General features: G+C 66.0%; 11 protein-coding genes. 7 read left to right on the forward strand and 4 right to left on the reverse strand.

Annotated features, from left to right (window positions below; genetic code table 11):
* Positions 1 to 274 precede the first annotated feature (274 nt).
* The gene (gene fusA, locus ACE3RX_RS19795; protein ID WP_374486687.1) at positions 275 to 2,326 is read right to left on the reverse strand and encodes an elongation factor G; all 2,052 of its coding nucleotides are present in this window, start codon (positions 2,324 to 2,326) and stop codon (positions 275 to 277) included.
* A 104-nt stretch (positions 2,327 to 2,430) separates the two neighbouring features.
* Positions 2,431 to 4,149, reverse strand: a complete 1,719-nt coding sequence (locus ACE3RX_RS19800; protein ID WP_374486688.1) for a SulP family inorganic anion transporter — start codon at positions 4,147 to 4,149, stop codon at positions 2,431 to 2,433.
* A 230-nt stretch (positions 4,150 to 4,379) separates the two neighbouring features.
* Here ACE3RX_RS19800 and ACE3RX_RS19805 point away from each other — a divergent pair, with 230 nt between their 5' ends.
* The 4 genes from ACE3RX_RS19805 to ACE3RX_RS19820 all read left to right on the forward strand — a co-directional run bounded on the left by ACE3RX_RS19805 (position 4,380) and on the right by ACE3RX_RS19820 (position 12,706).
* Positions 4,380 to 5,519 (forward strand): two-component system response regulator, encoded by a 1,140-nt coding sequence (locus tag ACE3RX_RS19805; protein ID WP_374486689.1) that lies wholly within the window; start codon positions 4,380 to 4,382, stop codon positions 5,517 to 5,519.
* Complete coding sequence (locus tag ACE3RX_RS19810) at positions 5,516 to 9,808, forward strand: response regulator (RefSeq protein ID WP_374486690.1); 4,293 nt, start codon at positions 5,516 to 5,518, stop codon at positions 9,806 to 9,808. Before ACE3RX_RS19805 ends, ACE3RX_RS19810 begins: the two co-directional genes overlap by 4 nt.
* Positions 9,809 to 9,878: 70 nt before the next feature.
* Positions 9,879 to 11,093: an MFS transporter gene (locus ACE3RX_RS19815; RefSeq protein ID WP_374486691.1), complete on the forward strand. Its 1,215-nt coding sequence runs from the start codon at positions 9,879 to 9,881 to the stop codon at positions 11,091 to 11,093.
* 128 nt (positions 11,094 to 11,221) lie between these two features.
* Positions 11,222 to 12,706 carry a malonyl-CoA decarboxylase gene (locus tag ACE3RX_RS19820; protein WP_374486692.1) on the forward strand — a complete coding sequence of 495 codons (1,485 nt, stop codon included), beginning with the start codon at positions 11,222 to 11,224 and terminating at the stop codon, positions 12,704 to 12,706.
* 27 nt (positions 12,707 to 12,733) lie between these two features.
* On the opposite strand, the gene ACE3RX_RS19825 is transcribed toward ACE3RX_RS19820, so the two are convergent.
* Positions 12,734 to 13,858, reverse strand: a complete 1,125-nt coding sequence (locus tag ACE3RX_RS19825; RefSeq protein ID WP_374486693.1) for a GNAT family N-acetyltransferase — start codon at positions 13,856 to 13,858, stop codon at positions 12,734 to 12,736.
* Between the two features lie 111 nt (positions 13,859 to 13,969).
* Here ACE3RX_RS19825 and ACE3RX_RS19830 point away from each other — a divergent pair, with 111 nt between their 5' ends.
* From ACE3RX_RS19830 to gltX, 3 genes are all read left to right on the forward strand, one after another.
* Positions 13,970 to 15,589 (forward strand): NAD+ synthase, encoded by a 1,620-nt coding sequence (locus ACE3RX_RS19830; RefSeq protein WP_374486694.1) that lies wholly within the window; start codon positions 13,970 to 13,972, stop codon positions 15,587 to 15,589.
* Between the two features lie 67 nt (positions 15,590 to 15,656).
* A complete protein-coding gene (locus ACE3RX_RS19835; protein ID WP_079432897.1) occupies positions 15,657 to 15,995 on the forward strand; it encodes a P-II family nitrogen regulator in 339 nt (112 codons plus the stop codon).
* 84 nt (positions 15,996 to 16,079) lie between these two features.
* Positions 16,080 to 17,477, forward strand: a complete 1,398-nt coding sequence (gene gltX / locus ACE3RX_RS19840) for a glutamate--tRNA ligase (protein WP_374486695.1) — start codon at positions 16,080 to 16,082, stop codon at positions 17,475 to 17,477.
* 124 nt (positions 17,478 to 17,601) lie between these two features.
* Here gltX and ACE3RX_RS19845 read toward each other — a convergent pair whose 3' ends face one another.
* Positions 17,602 to 18,435, reverse strand: coding sequence for a glycine zipper 2TM domain-containing protein (locus tag ACE3RX_RS19845; RefSeq protein ID WP_374486696.1), 834 nt, complete (start codon positions 18,433 to 18,435; stop codon positions 17,602 to 17,604).
* Positions 18,436 to 18,513: the final 78 nt, after the last annotated feature.

Raw genomic sequence — 18,513 nt, forward strand, 5'->3', positions numbered from 1 at the left:
TGCGAGGAGATGGTTCAGGCGCTTTGCGGCGCGATGGAATCTTCCGCGGTCCGGGTGCTCACTGTGTAGTGTTGTCTGGCTATAGCGGCACGCGTTCAAGCATCCGTCGAGTGAAAACGGGCGCAGGTCGCGCTCTTGTGACTCGTGTAGCTCAGCTCAAGCGGCTACGTCATGAGCAATTACGGGATACTGCACAGAGAAGTTTCCGCGCAGCATCCCGTTGATCTCTGGCGCTATCGGATGATGGCGTTTCAGGTCTTGTCACCTTACCGATCTACTGTGATCCACCACGTTTGCCGGCGTGCTCACGGGCGAGGCGCTGTTGAACCTCGGCTGGTGCCTGCTCGTAGTGGCTGAAGGACACGCTACAACTGCCGTCGCCGCCGCTGATGGACTTGAGGCGGGATTCGAAGCCTTCCATTTCGGCCATCGGGACCAGGCTGCTGATCTCGGTCCAGCCGGGTTGTGGGCTGTCGGTGCCGGTAACCCGGCCGCGGCGGCCGGACAACTCGGCGCTGATGCCGCCGAAATGCTCGTCGGAAACCCGTACCGTGAGGGTCACTAGCGGCTCCAGCACTACCGGGCGGGCGCCTTGCACGGCTTCCTGCACCGCATGGCGGGCGGCTGTGACGAAGGAAACCTCGTTGGAATCCACGGTGTGGTGCTTGCCGTCGAAGACCACCACGCGGATGTCCTGTAGCGGAAAGCCGCTCAGTACGCCCTCGGTGATGGCTTGGCGTACGCCTTTTTCCACTGCCGGCATAAAGTTGCCGGGAATGGTGCCGCCCTTCACCTCGTCGGCGAACTGTACGCCCGCGCCACGCTCCAGCGCTTCGACGCGCAACGCGACCTCGCCAAACTGACCTGCGCCACCGCTCTGCTTCTTGTGGCGGTAGCGGGCTTCAGCCGTGCCGGCGACCGTTTCCCGGTAGGGAATGGCCGGTGGCTTGGTGGTCAAGTTAAGGTTCCAGCGTGCCTTGAGGGTTTCCAGCAGCGACTTGAGGTGCAACTCGCCGAGGCCGCGGATTACCGTTTCCTTGGCCTGCAGATCGCGCTCGACATTCAGGCAGGGGTCTTCATCGAGGAGGCGGTGCAGGGCTTCCGACAATCTCTGCTCGTCACCGTGCTTCTCTGCGGCTAGGGCCAAGCCGAAGACTGGCTGTGGGTAGGCCGGCAGGGCTAGGTGGTAGTGGTCCTCGTCGTGGGCGTCGTGCAGCACCGCGTCCCGGTGGATCTCGTCGATGCGTGCCACCGCGCAGATGTCACCGGGGACGCCGACCTCGATCTCAACCTGGTTCTTGCCCTGAACCCGCAGCAGGTGGCCGACCTTGAAGGGCTTGCGGGTGTCTCCGATGAAAAGCTGGGTGTTCGGTGTAATGGTGCCCTGATGGATACGGAACAGACCGAGCTTGCCGCGGAAGGGGTCGTTGCTGACCTGGAACACGTGGGCGATGACGTGCTTGCTGGCATCGGTGCTGATAGCCACTGACTCGGCTGCCGGGCCTTCCCCTTTAAGGAAGCGCGGCGGGTTGCCTTCGGTCGGGTCGGGCAGCAGACGCCCAATCACGTCGAGGAGCTCCTTGACCCCGGCGCCGCTGCGCGCCGAGGTGAAGCACACCGGAATCAAGTGGCCTTCACGCAAGGCTTGCTCGAACGGGTCATGTAGCTGTTCGGGCTGCAGGGACTCGCCCTGTTCGAGATACAAGGCCATCAGCGCTTCATCCACCTCGACGACCTGGTCGACGATTCGGTCGTGGGCCTCGCGGACGCTGGAGAAGGCCGTTGCTGCATCGTAGTCAGGTGCGAAGAAGCAGTCGATAACCGCCTCGCCGCCCGATGCCGGCAGGTTGATCGGCAGGCATTCCTTGCCGAAGCGGGCGCCAATACGCTCCATCAATGCACCAAGATCCACGCCCGACGCGTCGATGCGATTGACGACGATCATTCGGCACTGGCCGGCGGCGGCTTCCATGACCTTGCGGGTCACGGTCTCGACGCCGGCGGCAGCGTTGATGACGACGACGGCTGTTTCCACTGCTGGCAGCGTGGCCAGCGCGCGGCCGAGGAAGTCCGGCAGGCCCGGGGTGTCGATGGCGTTGATCCAGTGTTCTGACCATTCCAAGTGGGCGACGGCACTGTTGAGGGAATGGCCGAGGGCCTTTTCCTGGGGATCGTAGTCGCTGACGGTATCGCCGCGCTCGACCGATCCGGGGCTGCCGATGGCGCCGGCGGTGGCCAGCAGCTTTTCGAGCAGGGTGGTTTTTCCGCTCCCGGACTGGCCGAGCAGGCTTAGGTTACGGATATCGCGTACCGAGGTCGGTGTCATGAGGCGCTCCCTTGTCGTCTGTCTCGAAAGCTTGAATGCCTGATTGGGTACCAGTATCTGCTTCTGCAAGGGGCGCGACAACGACTCAGGTCAACAAAGCGGGCTCACCATTCGAATCCCCTTCGCATCGTGGCAGGTGGGGTGACCTCGGCCAGGCCCGGCAGTAAGTGCGTGACGGCGTGGTCCTCGGTGCGGTAAGTGGCGTGGGCGGCGAGTTGGCTCCACAGTCCGGTGCGCTCCAGAATGTCGATGACTTGCTTCTTCAGGCCGCAGCAGGCCAGCATGCGGCCTGCTTCGGCCAGCTGGCGGTGGACGCGGCGCAGGGCCTCGACGCCGCTGGCATCCATGTCGTTGATGCCGGCGCAGGAAAGCAGCAGCACCTTGAGGCCAGGATGGTCGCGCTCGACGGCCAGAACTGCGTCTTCGAAGGTGGCGGCATTGACGAAATGCAGCGGGCCGTCGAAGCGCAGGATGGTCAGTTGCGGATGGGCCGGCGGCAGGCCGAAGCGGGCAGCGTCACGCCAGGTGCCGTCCGGATGGCGGCCGAGTACCGCGACGCGGGGCTTCATGCTGCGATAGATCAGCAGTGCGAGGGACAGGATCAGTCCGGACAGGATGCCGATCTCGATGTGCGGTGCGAAGGCCAGCGTGGCGACGAAGCTCACCGTGCCGGCCAGGCCGTCGTCCCGGTTGGCGCGCCAGGCTTCCTTGAGCTGGGCCGGCGACAGCAGCGCGGCAAGGGTCACGAGGATTACCGCTGCCAGCACCGGTAGCGGGATATGGGCGATCAGACCGGGCATGCTGAACAGTGCCGCCAGCACCATCAGTGCGCCGACCACCGAGGCCAGGCCGGTGCGTGCGCCGTGGGCGAGAAGGAAAGCCGAGCGGCCGAAGGAGCCGCTTACCGGATAGGCCTGGCACACCGATGCGGTGATCTTGGCGAGGCCTTGGCCGATCAGCTCCTGGTTACCGTCCCAACGTTGGCCGGTGCGGGCCGATGCAACCTTGCAGCTCGACATGGCCTCCAGAAAGCTCACCAGCGCCAGTACGAAGGCCGACGGCAGCAGGTCGGTGACCTGCCCCCAGTCCGCGCGCGGCAAGGCGAAGGCGAGCGTTTCCTCTGGCAACAAGCCTACCGCGTGGCCCCCGTTGTCTTCGAAGCCTGTCAGCCAGGCGATCACGCTGAAGCTGGCGACCACGATCAAGACTCCCGGCCAGCGCGGCAGCAGGCGTTTGAGGGCAATCAGCAGCGCGACGGCGGCGAGGCCGAGCGAGGCAGAGTGGAGGTGGATATCGGGTAGCGCTGTCGCCAGGTCTACCACCGCCTCGAAGAAGGGGCGTTGACCGGCGCTGCGCAGTCCAAGCAGGGTTGGCAGCTGGGCGACACAGATCAGCAGCGAGCAGGCATTGATGAAGCCGTGCAGCACCGGGTGGGACAGCAGATCGGCGAAGTGGGCCAGGCGCAGGGCGCCGAAAGCCAGCTGCAGCAGCCCGGCCAGCAGCGCCAGCTGCACCGCCAGCACCAGATAGGTTTCCGAGCCGGGCAGGGCCAGTGGCGCTAGCGAGGTGGCCGTGAGTAGGCTCGTTAGTGCCACCGGTCCGGTGCTGAGCTGACCGGATGAACCGAACAGCGCCCCGACGATGCTCGGCAGCAGCGATGCGTAGAGGCCCACGTAGGGTGGCAGGCCTGCCAGCTGGGCGTAGGCGAGGGCTTGCGGGATCGCCACCAGGGCTACCGTGACGCCGGCCTGCAGATCGGCCCGCAATCCGGCGGCGTCCAGTTGACGATGCCAGGAGAGAAAAGGAAACACGCGATCGAGCATCGGGGGCATGGGGCCGTGGGCAGGGGCAGAAAGTTTAGCTTGCGGCCCTGGCTGCGGCACATTTCACAATTGCTACTCGACCGGGATCAAGAAGCTGCATGGATGAGACGATAAGCGATAGATAATACTGAATCAGAATGAGCCGGTCCCGCGGATCGTCCGGTTCCGCAAATGCAGGAAGCGCGCGGGCGCTTCCTATGGGGCGGTTTCGAGAGCTATCCATTCCTACGATGAAGCCGTACCTGTCTTCTCCTTCCGAGCTTGTTGACGATCCGCCGTCCCAACGAGCGACGGTGCTGATCGTTGATGACCTGCCCGAGAACCTCGAGGTGCTCGGCGAGCTGCTGCAGCCCCTGTATCGCGTGCGCGGCGCCCACAGCGGCCTGCGGGCGCTGGCGGTGGCTCGCAGCCATCCAGTGCCCGACCTGATCCTGCTCGATGTGATGATGCCCGGCATGGACGGCTACGCCGTGTTCGACGCACTGCGAGCCGATCCGCTGACCCGAGATATCCCGGTGATCTTCGTGACTGCGCTGACTGGCATCGAAGCCGAGGAGCGCGGCCTTGAACTGGGCGCGGTGGATTACATCACCAAGCCCCTGCGGCCCAGCATCGTGCTAGCGCGGGTGCGCAACCAACTGGAGCTCAAGCGCGCGCGTGATCGCCTGCGCGACCAGAACGTATTCCTGGAGGCAGAGATCGCCCGGCGGATGAGCGAGAACTTGCTGATCCAGGATGTCAGCATTCGCGCGCTGGCACGCTTGGCGGAAATCCGCGACCCGGAAACCGGTAACCACGTGCGGCGGACCCAGGCCTATGTGGCGGTGCTGGCCCGCCGGCTGGCTGTAAATCCGCGTCATGAGGCTGTCTTGACGCCGGAACGCATCGATCTGATCGTTAAATCGGCGCCGCTGCACGATATTGGTAAGGTCGGTATTCCCGACCACATCCTGCTGAAGGCTGGCAAGCTGGACGCCGACGAGTGGGCGATCATGAAATCCCACTCGCGCCTGGGAAGCGAGGCGATCGGCAATGCGGAGGAGGACTCCGAGCGTCCATTGCCCTTCCTGACTTACGCCAAGGAGATCGCCCTCTATCACCATGAGCGCTGGGATGGCTCTGGCTATCCGGAAGGGCTGGCCGGTGAGGCGATTCCGCTGTCGGCCCGCCTGATGGCGCTGGCTGACGTGTTCGATGCGCTGGTGTCGCGCCGGGTTTATAAGGCCGCGATGGCGCTCGAAGTCGCCCGCGACATGATTTGCGCAGCGCGAGCCAGCCATTTCGACCCCGCCGTGGTGGACGCCTTTCTGGTTGAGTTCGAACGTTTTGCCGAAATTGCGACCCGTTACCGGGACGAGGGGGAGGCATGAACGGCCGCATCGCCCGCGTGGTGCTCATCTATGCCTTGCTTGCGACCGGTTGGGTGTTGTTCTCCGACAGCCTGGTCAACCTGCTGCTGGCCCAGTCGGATGATGTCCTGCTGGTCAGTACGCTGAAAGGCTGGGTCTTTGTCGCCGTAACGTCCGCTGCCTTGTGGGCGGTGTTGCGCCGTTTTACCGGTGGCAGTGCTCCCGATTCTGCCGTGCCGCGCGGACTCCTGGCGTGGCTGCAGCAGGAGCGTGCGGGGTTGCGCCTGTTGCTGCCGTTCTCGCTGTTTGCGCTGGTTGTGGTCGCGCTTGGCGTCGGCAGTGCGATGCTGACGATGCACGATCGCGAAACGCAGGAGATGCGCCGCCTGGAGGCGGTGGCGGACCTGAAGCTGGGGCAGGTCTCAACCTGGCTCGACGAGCGTCGCGCGGATGCGCTGGCGTTGGCGGGTGATCCCAGCTTCAGGCTGTTGTACGCGCAATGGGCTCACCCGGAAGCACGGGAGAGTCTGCGCGAGCATTTGGAAATGGTGCGTCGGGCCTATCGTTACGGCCGTGTGGCCGTCATCGATGCGGATGGCCGGGCGGTCGTCTCTTCCGGTCCGCCCTTCGAGGTGCCGGATGTGCTGCGGACGACGGTGCGCAAGGCGCTGGCCGAGGGGCGGGCGCTGGACACCAATTTCTATCGGGATGGCAGTGAAGAAAAGGCCCAGGTCCGGCTGGATTTTGTGGCACCCCTGAAAGGCGGGCCCGGAGTGCCGCAGTGGGCGGTGGTCCTCGAAGTGGACCCTCAGGCATTTCTGTTCGCCTACCTGCAGGGCTGGCCGGTGCCCAGCCGGACGGCGGAAACCCTGCTGCTGCGTCAGGATGGCGACATGTTGGTGAACCTCAACCCCCTGCGCCATCAGGACATCCCGCCCCTCGGTCTGCACCTGCCGCTCAGCAGTCAGGCCGTGCTGGGTGTTCAGGTGGCCAGGAATCCCGAGCACCGGCCGGCCATCGCGGGAGCGGTGGATTACCACGGTGCGCGGGTGGTCGGTGTAGGGCGGCAGGTGCCGGGCACTGACTGGACCATGATCGTCAAGGTGGATGAGGATGAATTGTATGAAGGCTCTCGTCGCCAGATCTGGTGGATTGCGCTGGCCATGGGGTTCGCGCTGTTTGCCACCGCCGGGGCGGCACTGCTGCTGTTCCAGTACCGGGAATTGCAGCTGACCCGCCAGCGGGAAGAGGCCCAGGGGCGGCAGTTGCGGGCCCTTCAGGTGCTCGACGCGATTTTCGGGCAGGCGGTGGACGGCATCGTGCTGCTAGACGTGGAAACCCTGCGTTTCGTGGAGTTCAACGAGGCGGCCTGCAAGGGGCTCGGCTACACTCGGGAGGCCTTCGCCGCGATCCGCCTGCCCGACATTCAGGTCAACCTGTCGCCGGAGGAGGTCGCCAAACGGGTGCAGGACATCCGGGCACGCAATGAGCCGGTGATGTTCGACAGTCGCCAGAAGCGCGCGGACGGCAGCGTGCGCGACGTGGAGTTGAGTTACTCCGGCTTGGAGATCAACGGGCGTAGCTACCTGGCCGGCATCTGGCGCGACGTGACCGAAAAGCGCAAGGCTGCCGAGCTCTTGCTCAAGCTGTCGCTGGCGGTGGAGCAGAGCCTGGCCAGTGTGATCATCGTGGGGCTGGACGGCCGGATTGAGTATGTGAACAAGGCTTTTCTCGAGGGAACGGGCTATACACTGGACGAAGTGGTCGGCCAGCGCGCCGGCTTCCTCAAGTCGGGGCTGACGCCGCCGGAGACTTTTGCCGATCTGTGGAATACCCTGCGCGCCGGCCGGCCGTGGGAGGGAGAGTTCGTCAACCGACGGCGCAACGGGGAGATTTGCGTCGAGTTTGCGCGCATATCGCCGATCGTGCAGCCGGATGGCCGTACTACCCATTACCTGGGCATCCAGGAAGACATCACGGAGCGCAAGCGCGTCGAGGAGGAACTGGCCCGCCACCGGGATCATCTGGAGCAACTGGTGGCCGAGCGGACCCATCAGCTCGAAGAAACCAACCACGCATTGTCCGAGCGTTCCGCCGAGCTCGAGGCTGCGCGCCAGGCTTCCGACGCGGCCAACCGGGCCAAGAGCGCCTTCCTGGCCAACATGAGCCATGAGATCCGCACGCCGATGAACGCCATAATCGGCCTGACGCACCTGATGCGCCGCAATGCGGAGAACGACGAGGCGCGCATGCGCCTGCAGAAGGTTGGTGATGCGGCCGATCACCTGCTGTCCATCATCAATGACATCCTCGACATCTCGAAGATCGAGGCTGGCAAGCTGAGCCTGGATGACTCCGAGTTCAGCCTCGAGGACGTGGTGCGCAATGCCTGTGCGCTGGTTGCCGACAAAGCCATCCAGAAGGGCTTGGAACTGGTCGTGGACACCCACGCAGTACCGTCGCTGCTGTTTGGCGACGCCACCCGACTCGGGCAGATGCTCGTCAACTACCTGGGCAACGCGGTCAAGTTTACCGACAGCGGCCGGATCGTGCTGCGGGCGAGCTATGAAGAGAGTGGCGACGAGATGGTCCTGCTGTGCTTCGAGGTCATCGACAGCGGCATCGGCATTCCGCCGGACGTTCTGGCGCGAATTTTCAAGCCATTTGAACAGGCCGACGGATCGACGACCCGCCGTTTTGGCGGCACCGGTCTGGGGCTGGCAATCGTTGGTCACCTTGCCCGCATGATGGGAGGGACGACCGGCGTGGACAGCCAGCCGGGGCAGGGTAGCCGCTTCTGGTTCACGGCGCGTTTCGGGCGGGGGCGTCGTGACGTTGCGCCGCACGCGTCTTTGAGCGGATTGCGTGCGCTGGTGGTTGACGACCTGGCCGAGGCCCGCGCAACCGTGGCCAGCATGCTCGGCATGCTCGGCGCCAGCGTCGAATGCTGCGACTCTGGGGCCGTCGCGCTGGAGCAACTGCGGCTGGCGCAGGAGACAGGGCGACCCGTGGACCTGCTGCTGGTCGATGCCCTGTTGCCCGGCATGGATGGTCACGAAACTGCCCAGCGGGTGGCGGAGCTTGGGTTGGTGTCCGCGCCGGCGTGTGTCGTCCTGTCCCAGGAGGAAGAGACCACCATGGCCCGGGGCGGGCATCCGGGTGTCGCCGCCACGCTGGCCAAGCCGGTTCTAATGTCGAATCTGCAGCGGGTGCTTGCCAACCTGGTTGAAAGGAGCCATCCGTTGGCACCGGCCGATGATGCTCACCAGTACGAAACGAGGTTGTCCCGCGAGTACAGTGGAGCGTGCGTCCTCGTCGTCGAGGACAGCCGTATCAACCAGGAGGTGGCGCAGTCCCTGCTTGAGAGTGTCGGTCTGAAGGTTGAACTGGCGGAGAACGGTGCCCAGGCCGTGGACAAGGCTGCTGCTGCGGATTTCGACCTGATCCTGATGGATATGCAGATGCCGGTTATGGACGGCGTCGAGGCGACAGAGGCAATTCGAGCCCGTGGGCTGATGATGCCGATCGTGGCGATGACCGCCAATGCATTCGGTGAAGACCGGGAGCGTTGCCTGCAGGCCGGCATGAACGACCATCTGTCGAAGCCTGTCGATCCGGCGCTGCTCTACGCCAAGCTGCTGCAGTGGCTGCCGGCTTCCCGTCGGCATGCTCCGGTGGCGCCGGAAGTCGCAGTGCCGCCCGCACCGGCCTCGCCTGCCGCCGTCGAACTGGCGCTCCACGCTGTACCCGGGCTGGATGTGGCCTACGGGCTCAAGAACCTGCGCGGGCGGATCCCCAATTATCTGCGTCTGCTGCACAAGTATGCGAAGGGACATGCTGCCGACGGTGGCAAGATCCGCGCCCAATGGGAGGCAGGCAACCAGGCCGAAGCGGCGCGCCTGGCGCATTCTCTGAAGGGCGTTGCCGGCATGATTGGGATGCGCCCGGTGCAGAGCCTTGCGTCTCGACTGGATGCGGTGCTGCGCGGTGAGGAGGGGGCGGATATCGATGCGCTACTCACTGAGCTGGATACGGCGCAAACGGCTGTCGCCACGGCTATTCTGGGCTTGCCAGACCCGGATGAGATACAGCTTGAAGCCTGTGCGGCGGATTCCAACGCGGTTCAGGAGGTACTGACCCGTCTGGACGGGCTGCTGGCCGAGGACAACGTGGCGGCGGTGCGCGTCGCCCGGGAAGCGGCGGAATGCTTACGGTCGGTGCTCGGCAGCTTGTGGTCGCGCTTCGAGCGGGAGGTGGCCGCCTATGATTTCCCTGCTGCGCTGGCAACGTTGCGCTCGCGTAAATCCTGATTGACCGGCGGCGGGCGTCTGGGGGATGCTCGGCAGCCGATCAAGACCGGCCCGCGGCCGTGCCCCAGTCATGACGTCTCATTCCCCCACCGCTTCCTCGCCTGCCGGCACTTTCTGGCCTCTGGTGTTCACCGCTTCGGTGGTGCTGATGATCACGATGGGCGTGCGCCTGTCCCTCGGCCTCTACGTGTCGCCGATCAATACCTCCACCGGGATGGGCATCGCTGCGATCAGTTTCGCGATGGCGATCGGGCAGTTCATGTGGGGGGCTTCCCAGCCGGTTTTTGGGGCACTGGCCGACCGTTATGGGCCTGGCAGTTCCTTATTCACTGGAGCCGTCATGCTGGTCCTCGGGCTGGTGCTGACGCCCTTCGTCAGCACGGAGTTCGGCCTGGCCGTTACCCTCGGACTATTGGTGTCGGCCGGGGCTGGCGCTGGCAGCTTTTCGATCCTGATCGGCGCGCTGGCCCAGCGCCTGCCGCCGCCGCGGCGCGCCTTTGCGTCGGGTTTCATCAACGCCGGCGGCTCCTTCGGGCAGTTCGTCTTCGCGCCCCTGTCCCAGTTCCTGATCGCCGGCTTCGGCTGGGTCACGGCCCTATACGGGCTGGCGGCGATCTGCCTGTTGACGATCCCGCTGTCCTGGCCGCTCCGTCACAAGGTTGAACATCCGCCGTCGTCGGCGCCCGACCTGGGGCTGCGCCAGCAGCTCAAGGTGGCGCTGGGCGACCGGAGTTACTGGTGCCTGCACGCGGGCTTCCTGACCTGCGGTTTCCACATCGCCTTCCTGGTCACCCATCTGCCCGGCGCGGTGGACCTGTGCGGCCTGCCGGCCAATGTGTCGGCGCTGTCGCTGGCCCTGATCGGCCTCGCCAACATCGCCGGCAGCCTCGGCGCCGGCGCCCTCGGCCAGCACTACCGCATGAAGTGGATCCTGACTGTCATGTACGCGTCGCGGGCGGTGCTGGTCGGGCTGTACCTGCTGGCGCCGAAGACGCCGATGACCTTCTACGCCTTCTCCATCGGACTCGGCCTGACCTGGCTGGCCACGGTGCCCCCCACCGCCGGGCTGGTCGGCAAGCTGTTTGGCCTGCGCTACCTGGCCACGCTGTTCGGCCTGACCCTGCTGTCCCACCAGATCGGCGCGTTCTTCGGAGCCTGGCTGGGCGGGCTGGCACTGGTGCATTTCGGTAGTTACGACTGGATGTGGTACGCCGACATCGTGCTGGCGCTGCTGGCGGCGCTGGTCAATCTACCGATCCGCGAACCGGTCCCGGCGCACCGCTGATGCCGTCGGCACGGAACTGACGGCCGCCGGCGCCGGTCATCCTTGAAAGGAATATCCGGACTGGCTTGCTCACTGGCGTGGGCTGGCAAGGCTCGGGTGAAGGGAATCGTTCGAGGAAGGAGAGGGCAATGGGATCACCGGACAACAATATGGCGGAAGGCGGCCGTGGGCTGGGTGCCTCCATGGCGGGGCTGTGGCGTCGCCTGGTGCGGGGCAGGGAAGAGGCGTTGGCGCCGGTGCCGCGGGTCCAGGCCGTGCCGGCACGCAGCTGGCGGCGTATCGACGAGCTGTTGCAGGCGGCGGCCGGTGACTACGATGGAGAGGCCCGTGCCCGCGAGCGCATGGGGCAGTTGCTGGCCTTCTACCTGGCGGCCGGCGATGACGACCGGCGGGCTTTCCTTGCGCGCCTGGAGGCGGATTACGGCCCGGTGGAAGTGGACGTCCGGCGCGCCATCGAGGCCTACATGACGGCAGGTGGTTCCGCCGAGCGGGCCCGCGCCGAGGGGAGTCTGGCCGCCAGCCTGGAGTCGCCGCGGCTGCGCATCCTGCGCCAGTTCAACCTGTTGCCCCACGGCGTGCATGCGCTGGTGGACCTGCGTGCAGATCTGCTGCGCCTCGGCGTGGATGCCTGTCCGGGGCTCGACCAGGATCTGCTGCGTCTGTTCGTCAATTGGTTCGATGCGGGCTTCCTGGAACTGCAGCGGGTCGGCTGGGAGTCGCCAGCGTCGCTGCTCGAAAAGCTGATCCGCTACGAGGCGGTGCATGAGATCAAGTCGTGGAGCGATCTGCGCAACCGGCTGGATTCCGACCGCCGCTGCTACGCCTTCTTCCACGGTCGCATGCCGGGCGAGCCGCTGATTTTTGTCGAAGTGGCGCTGGTGCGCGACATTGCCGACAAGGTGCAGACCCTGCTCGACGAGAGCCAGCCGACCCTCGACCCGGAAGCGGCGACCACCGCGATCTTCTATTCCATCTCCAATGCCCAGGCCGGCCTGCGTGGCGTGAGCATGGGCGAGTTCCTGATCAAGCGGGTTGTGCAGCAGCTGTTGCAGGAGTTTCCGCGCCTGCGCAGCTTCGCGACCTTGTCGCCGGTGCCGGGCTTCAACCGCTGGCTCGACAAGCGCCTGGCCGAGCAGGCTTACGTGGAGCGTATTCCGGTTGATGTCCGCAAGCTGCTTGATGAAACCGGCAAGAGCGGCGTTGCTGCGGTGCTCGACTGCGTCAGCGCCGAGATCGCGGGTAGCCAGCCGCCGTCGGAGTCACTGCAGGCCTGGCTTAAAGCTGAATGCGCTTACTACCTCGCTCGGGAGAAGAGCGGCAAGCACCCCCTCGACCCGGTCGGGCGCTTCCACTTCTCCAACGGTGCCAGCCTCGGCCGCATCAACTGGCTGGGTGACGTGTCGGCGCGGGGGCTGCGCCAGTCCTGCGGGTTGATGGTGAACTACCTCTACAAGCTGAAGGACATCGAGGGCAACCATCAGGCCTATGCCCGCGAGGGCACGCTGGCGCTGGCCTTCGACGTGGAGCGCCAGCTGGAGGCGGCCGTCGAGGCGCGCAAGGAGCCGCGTGCGGGGCGGGCGCCACGGGCCCGCAAGGCGCGCGCCGAGTCCTGAGCGGAGCCTGATCCCGGCGGCCGGGGCTCAGCCCCGGTCGCGGAAGGGCAGACGTTCCGACAGTTCGTCCAGATAGGCGTCCACCCCGCCCCGTTCTTGGGCCAGGAAGCGGCTCACCGCGTCGCGGAAGCGCGGGTCGGCGATCCAGTGGGCGGAGGTGGTGCGCACCGGCTCCAGTCCGCGGGAAAGCTTGTGCTCACCCTGGGCGCCGCCTTCGAAACGGGCCAGGCCCTCGCGAATCGCGTAGTCGATGGCCTGGTAGTAGCAGGCCTCGAAATGCAGGCAGGGCACGAACTCGACGGCGCCCCAGTAGCGGCCGTAGAGGGCCTCCGCGTCGCGCAGGAAGAAGCTCGCCCCAATGGGCGTGCCGGCCCGTTCGGCGATCATCAGCACACAGGCGTCGGCCTTGCGCTGCCCGAAGGCGGTGAAGAAGGCCAGGTTCAGATAGGGCGTGGAGGCGTGTTCGGCGTAGGTGCGGCGGTAGCAGGCGTAGAAGAAGGCCCATTCCTCGGCGCCGATCTCCTTGCCGCGCAGGATGCGGAAGTCGATGCCGGCGTCCACCACCTTGCGCCGCTCCTGGCGGATCTTCTTGCGCTTGGGCTGGGCCAGCTGGCCAAGGAAGTCATCGAAATCCCGGTAGCCGGCGTTGCGCCAGTGGAACTGCACGCCGTGGCGGATCTCCAGCCCGGCTTCCGCCAGCCACGCGCTTTCTTCGTCGGTGGGGAACAGCACATGCAGGGATGAGGCGCCCGAGGCGCGTACCTCGTCGAGCAGCAGGGCCAGCAGCAGGCGGCGGGCGGCTTCGTCGTGGCCGAGGATGCGCCGGCCTGGCACCGGCGTGAAGGGCACGGCGGCCAGCCACTTGGGGTAGTAGTCGAGGCCGTGGCGCTGGTAGGCGTCGGCCCAGGCCCAGTCGAACACGTATTCACCGTAGGAATGGCTTTTCAGATACAAGGGCATTGCAGCGAGCAGCCGTTGGCCTTCCCACAACGCCGCATGGCGTGGCCCCCAGCCGGCACGGGGTGTCACGCAGGCGCTGTCTTCCAGTGCGGACAGGAAGGCGTGAGACAGGCTGGGTTGATCGCCGGCGAGGGCGTCCCACTGGTCGGCGGGGATTTCGGTGATGGCTGGATGCAGGCGGAAGGTCGGCATGAGGGGCTCCGGAGCGCGTGGCGGCAGCATACAAGCATGGAGCGGGCCCGTGGCCACCGAAGCGGCGGGCGGCGGCTTCGTGAGCGGCGCTTCGCGGTATAGTGTCGCCCCATGAAAACCCCTCTTACCGTCGCTGTCGCCCAGCTCAATAGTGTCGTGGGCGACCTCTCCGGCAACGCGCGCCGGATCCTGGATGCGGTGGCCCGGGCCAAGGCTGCGGGCGCCGATGTGGTGCTGACTCCCGAGCTGGCCCTGTGCGGCTATCCGGCGGAGGACCTGCTGCTGCGGCCGGCCTTCCTCGAGGCCTGTGCCGAGACCTTGGCTGAACTGGCTGTCGAGGTGCGTGGCATCACCGCGCTGGTCGGCTATCCGGCGCTGGCTGATGGCAAGCGTTACAACGCTGCAGCGGTTATCCAGGACGGCCGCGTTGTCACCACGTATTTCAAGCACCGCCTGCCCAACTACGAGGTGTTCGACGAGGAGCGCTATTTCGAGGCCGGCACCGAGGCCTGCGTCTTCGATCTGAAGGGCGTCAAGGTCGGCGTCAATATCTGCGCCGACGTGTGGGAGTCCGGTGCCGCCGACGTGGCTCGCGGGGCCGGGGCCGAAGTGCTGCTGGTTCTCAACGCGTCTCCCTTCCACATGAACAAGCAGGCGCTGCGCTATGAAGTGCTGCGCGAGCGCATCGCTGACACCGGCCTGCCGGTGGTGTACTGCAACCTGGTCGGCGGGCAGGACGAGCTGGTCTTTGACGGCGGCTCCTTCGCCCTCGACCGCGACGGCACGCTGGCCTGGCAGGGCAAGGTCTTTGCCGAGGAACTCCACCTGCTGCAGTTTGCCGATGGCGCCTGGCAGGGCGGCGGCGTGCCGGCGGTGCGTCCCGTCGAGGCCGACGTGTATGAAGCGCTGGTCCTCGGCGTGCGCGACTACCTGGGCAAGAACGGCTTCCCTGGCGCAATCATCGGCTTGTCCGGTGGCGTCGATTCCGCGCTGACGTTGGCGATCGCGGTCGATGCGCTGGGCGCCGAGCGCGTCCGCGCGGTGATGATGCCGTCGCCCTATACCGCTCAGATGAGCCTCGACGACTCCCGCGAGATGATCCGCCGCATCGGCGTGCGCTACGACGAGATCGCCATCGAACCGGCGATGCAGACCTTCGCGACGCTGCTGGCACCTCAGTTCGCCGGCTTGGCGGCGGATACCACCGAGGAGAACCTGCAGGCGCGGATCCGCGGCATGATCCTGATGGCCCTGTCCAACAAGACCGGATCCATCGTGCTGACCACCGGTAACAAGAGCGAAATGGCCACCGGCTACGCCACGTTGTACGGCGACATGGCTGGTGGCTTCGCGGTCATCAAGGACATCTACAAGACCTTCGTCTATCGCCTGTGCGCATGGCGCAACGCGCAGCCGGGCGGTCCGGTGATCCCCGACAACATCCTGACCCGGCCACCTTCCGCAGAGCTGAAGCCGGACCAGTGCGATCAGGATTCCCTGCCGCCCTACGAAGTGTTGGACGCGATCATCGCCGGTTACATGGAAGAAGACCTCTCGCCCCAAGAGATCATTGCCCGCGGCTATGCCGAGGCCGAGGTGTATCGGGCAGTGGCCATGCTGAGGCGCAACGAATACAAGCGTCGTCAGGCGCCGATCGGCATTCGCGTGACCCAGCGCGGCTTCGGCAAGGACTGGCGTTACCCCATCACGTCCCGATACCGGGATGCCTGACAGAGACCGGCCCGTGTAGGGCCGGATATTCCGGCTAGAATGCCGGATCGTTCCAAGGAGACCGTAGATGAAGAAAATCGAAGCCGTCATCAAGCCCTTTAAGCTCGACGAAGTGCGCGAAGCCCTGTCCGAAGTGGGCATCACCGGCCTGACCGTCACCGAGGTGAAGGGTTTCGGTCGCCAGAAGGGCCATACCGAGCTGTACCGTGGCGCCGAATACGTGGTGGACTTCCTGCCGAAGATCAAGATCGAGGTGGTTGTCGCCACCGACGTGCTCGACCAGGCCGTGGATGCCATCATCAAGGCTGCCCGCACCGGCAAGATCGGCGATGGCAAGATTTTCGTGATGCCCGTCGAGCAGGTTGTGCGCATCCGTACCGGCGAGACCAACGAAGCGGCGATCTGATCCCCGCAAGACGGTCGGGAACTTTGGTCCCGACCGTGCGCTGTGCGTAAAATGCCGGGTTTTCAGCTTTCCCGGATTGACGTCATGGCTTCTACCGTCCGTACCCGTTTCGCCCCCAGCCCCACCGGCTTCCTGCATATCGGAGGGGCGCGCACGGCGCTGTTCTCGTGGGCTTTCGCCCGCCGCCATGGCGGCACCTTCGTGCTGCGCATCGAGGACACCGACGTGGCCCGCTCCACCCCCGAGGCGGTGCAGGCGATCCTCGACGGCATGAACTGGCTCGGCCTGGAGTGGGACGAGGGCCCGTTCTACCAGATGCAGCGCATGGACCGCTACAAGGCGGTCATCCAGGAAATGCTGGCCGCCGGTACAGCGTACCCCTGCTACATGTCATCCGAAGAGCTCGACGCGTTGCGCGAGGCCCAGCGGGCCCGCGGCGAGAAGCCGCGCTATGACGGCCGCTGGCGTCCCGAAGCGGGCAAGGTGCTGCCCCAGCCGCCGGCCGGCGTGGAGCCGGTGATCCGTTTCAAGAACCCCACTGAAGGTGTCGTGGCTTGGGACGACCTGGTCAAGGGCCGCATCGAGATCGCCAACGCCGAGATGGACGACCTCATCATCGCACGTCCGGACGGCACGCCGACCTACAATTTCTGCGTGGTGGTGGACGATTGGGACATGGGCATCACCCAGGTCATCCGCGGTGACGACCACGTGAACAATACGCCGCGTCAGATCAACATCCTCAAGGCGCTGGGCGCCGAGGTGCCGCAATACGCCCACCTGTCGATGATCCTCGGCGACGACGGCCAGAAGCTGTCCAAGCGCCACGGCGCGGTCAGCGTTACCCAGTATGACGACGACGGCTACCTGCCGGACGCGGTCATCAACTACCTGGCCCGCCTGGGCTGGAGCCACGGCGACGACGAGATCTTCTCCCGCGCGCAGCTGGTGGAATGGTTCGACCTCGACCACATCACCCCGTCCGCCGCCCAGTTCAACACCGAGAAGCTGAACTGGCTGAACGCCCACTACATCAAGCAGGCTGACAACGCCGTGCTGGCCGCCGACGTGTCGCGCCGCCTGGCCCGCCGCGAGGTGAATCCGGAAGCCGGTCCGGCGCTGGAGGCGATCATCGCGCTGTACAAGGATCGCGTGAGCACGCTCAACGAGCTGGCCGACGCGGCCGAACCCTTCTACATCGACCTGCACGTGGCGCCGGAGCTGCTGGCCCAGCACCTCACCGATACCGCACGCACTGCACTGGCGACGCTGCGCGCCAAGCTGGCTGGGGCAACATGGGAAAAGGCCGCGCTGAGCGCCGCGATCAAGGAAACCTGCACCGAGCACGGCATGAAGATGCCCCATGTGGCGATCCCGCTGCGCGTGGTGCTGCTCGGCCAGCCGCAGACCCCGTCTATCGACGCGGTGCTGGAGACAATGGGCCGCGAGCTGGTGCTGGCGCGTCTCGATCGGGCTCTCTGATTCCGGCACGGGGCGTTCTTTGCCCCATGAATGCAACGGCCCCCGGCGAGTCATCCGCCGGGGGCCGTTGTGCTTGGATTTTACTGAGCGACAGCAGGGCAGGCTGGCGCCTGCCGTGCCTGCCTTAGAAGTCGTTGCTGCGACTCGATGAAGCCTGGCCGGCTCCGACGATCTCGCCGTTGCGGACGCGCACCGCATCGCCGACGCGCCAGCTCGGGGCGCTCTGTTCGGTGATCACGCGGCGGGTGCCGTCGTCCATTCGCACGGTGACTTGGTAGTGGCTGACGGTGCGGGCACGACGCTCGACTTCATTACCGGCGAATCCGCCGAGCACGGCGCCGCCGATGCGCGCCAGCTTCTTGCCGGAGCCTTCGCCGACCTGGTTGCCGAGCACGCCGCCAAGGATTGCGCCGCCGACGGCGCCGAGGCCGGAGCCTTCGCCCTTCTGCTGGATCGCCTCGACGTTCTCGATCACGCCGCATTCATGGCAGATGGCCGGCGGCGGGGTTTCGATGACCTTGCGGGCCGGGCCGCTGCTGGCGCTGGCCGGCGGGGGCGCCGGTACCGCGTCTGCCGGCGGTGGATTGCCAGCCGTGGCCTGCGTCGCCGCGGCGACCTGATGTTTAGTGTGTTCCTTGACGGGCTTGGAGGTGACACGTGGGGCTTCGTGGCGCTCGACCTGCTTGGCCGCTGGTGCGGGCTCGACTGCCTGCGGCTGGACGCTGGCGACCGGCGTGGGTTCGGTAGTCGGGCTTGGGGCTGCGGTCGGCGCGCTGATTGGCGCCGGTGGGGTGACCGGTGCGCTGGCGACGCTTTCCGGTGCTGCGACCGGCGCGTGGGAGGTGTCGGGCAGCAGGCCGGTCAGCTTGGCGACGCCGGCCAGGCTCAGCACGGTGACGGAGGCGGCTGCCACCCACATCATCGGGTGCAGCGGCGGGCGTGAAGGGCTGGTGCTCATGGTGTTCTCCTCAATGAATGAGGAGATTAACGCCGCGGGCCGGCCGGCGGTGACGCCTGCAACCGCTGCTTACAAAAG

This window comes from Zoogloea sp. (genome assembly GCF_041914405.1).
Lineage (GTDB): Bacteria > Pseudomonadota > Gammaproteobacteria > Burkholderiales > Rhodocyclaceae > Zoogloea.

Coding starts and splice junctions, on each gene's coding strand:
- ACE3RX_RS19815 (WP_374486691.1), top strand. CDS start 9,879: ATGACGTCTCATTCCCCCACCGCTTCCTCGCCTGCCGGCACTTTCTGG.
- ACE3RX_RS19825 (WP_374486693.1), bottom strand. CDS start 13,858: ATGCCGACCTTCCGCCTGCATCCAGCCATCACCGAAATCCCCGCCGAC.
- ACE3RX_RS19845 (WP_374486696.1), bottom strand. CDS start 18,435: ATGAGCACCAGCCCTTCACGCCCGCCGCTGCACCCGATGATGTGGGTG.
- gltX (WP_374486695.1), top strand. CDS start 16,080: ATGGCTTCTACCGTCCGTACCCGTTTCGCCCCCAGCCCCACCGGCTTC.
- fusA (WP_374486687.1), bottom strand. CDS start 2,326: ATGACACCGACCTCGGTACGCGATATCCGTAACCTAAGCCTGCTCGGC.
- ACE3RX_RS19805 (WP_374486689.1), top strand. CDS start 4,380: ATGAAGCCGTACCTGTCTTCTCCTTCCGAGCTTGTTGACGATCCGCCG.
- ACE3RX_RS19810 (WP_374486690.1), top strand. CDS start 5,516: ATGAACGGCCGCATCGCCCGCGTGGTGCTCATCTATGCCTTGCTTGCG.
- ACE3RX_RS19820 (WP_374486692.1), top strand. CDS start 11,222: ATGGGATCACCGGACAACAATATGGCGGAAGGCGGCCGTGGGCTGGGT.
- ACE3RX_RS19830 (WP_374486694.1), top strand. CDS start 13,970: ATGAAAACCCCTCTTACCGTCGCTGTCGCCCAGCTCAATAGTGTCGTG.
- ACE3RX_RS19800 (WP_374486688.1), bottom strand. CDS start 4,149: ATGCTCGATCGCGTGTTTCCTTTTCTCTCCTGGCATCGTCAACTGGAC.
- ACE3RX_RS19835 (WP_079432897.1), top strand. CDS start 15,657: ATGAAGAAAATCGAAGCCGTCATCAAGCCCTTTAAGCTCGACGAAGTG.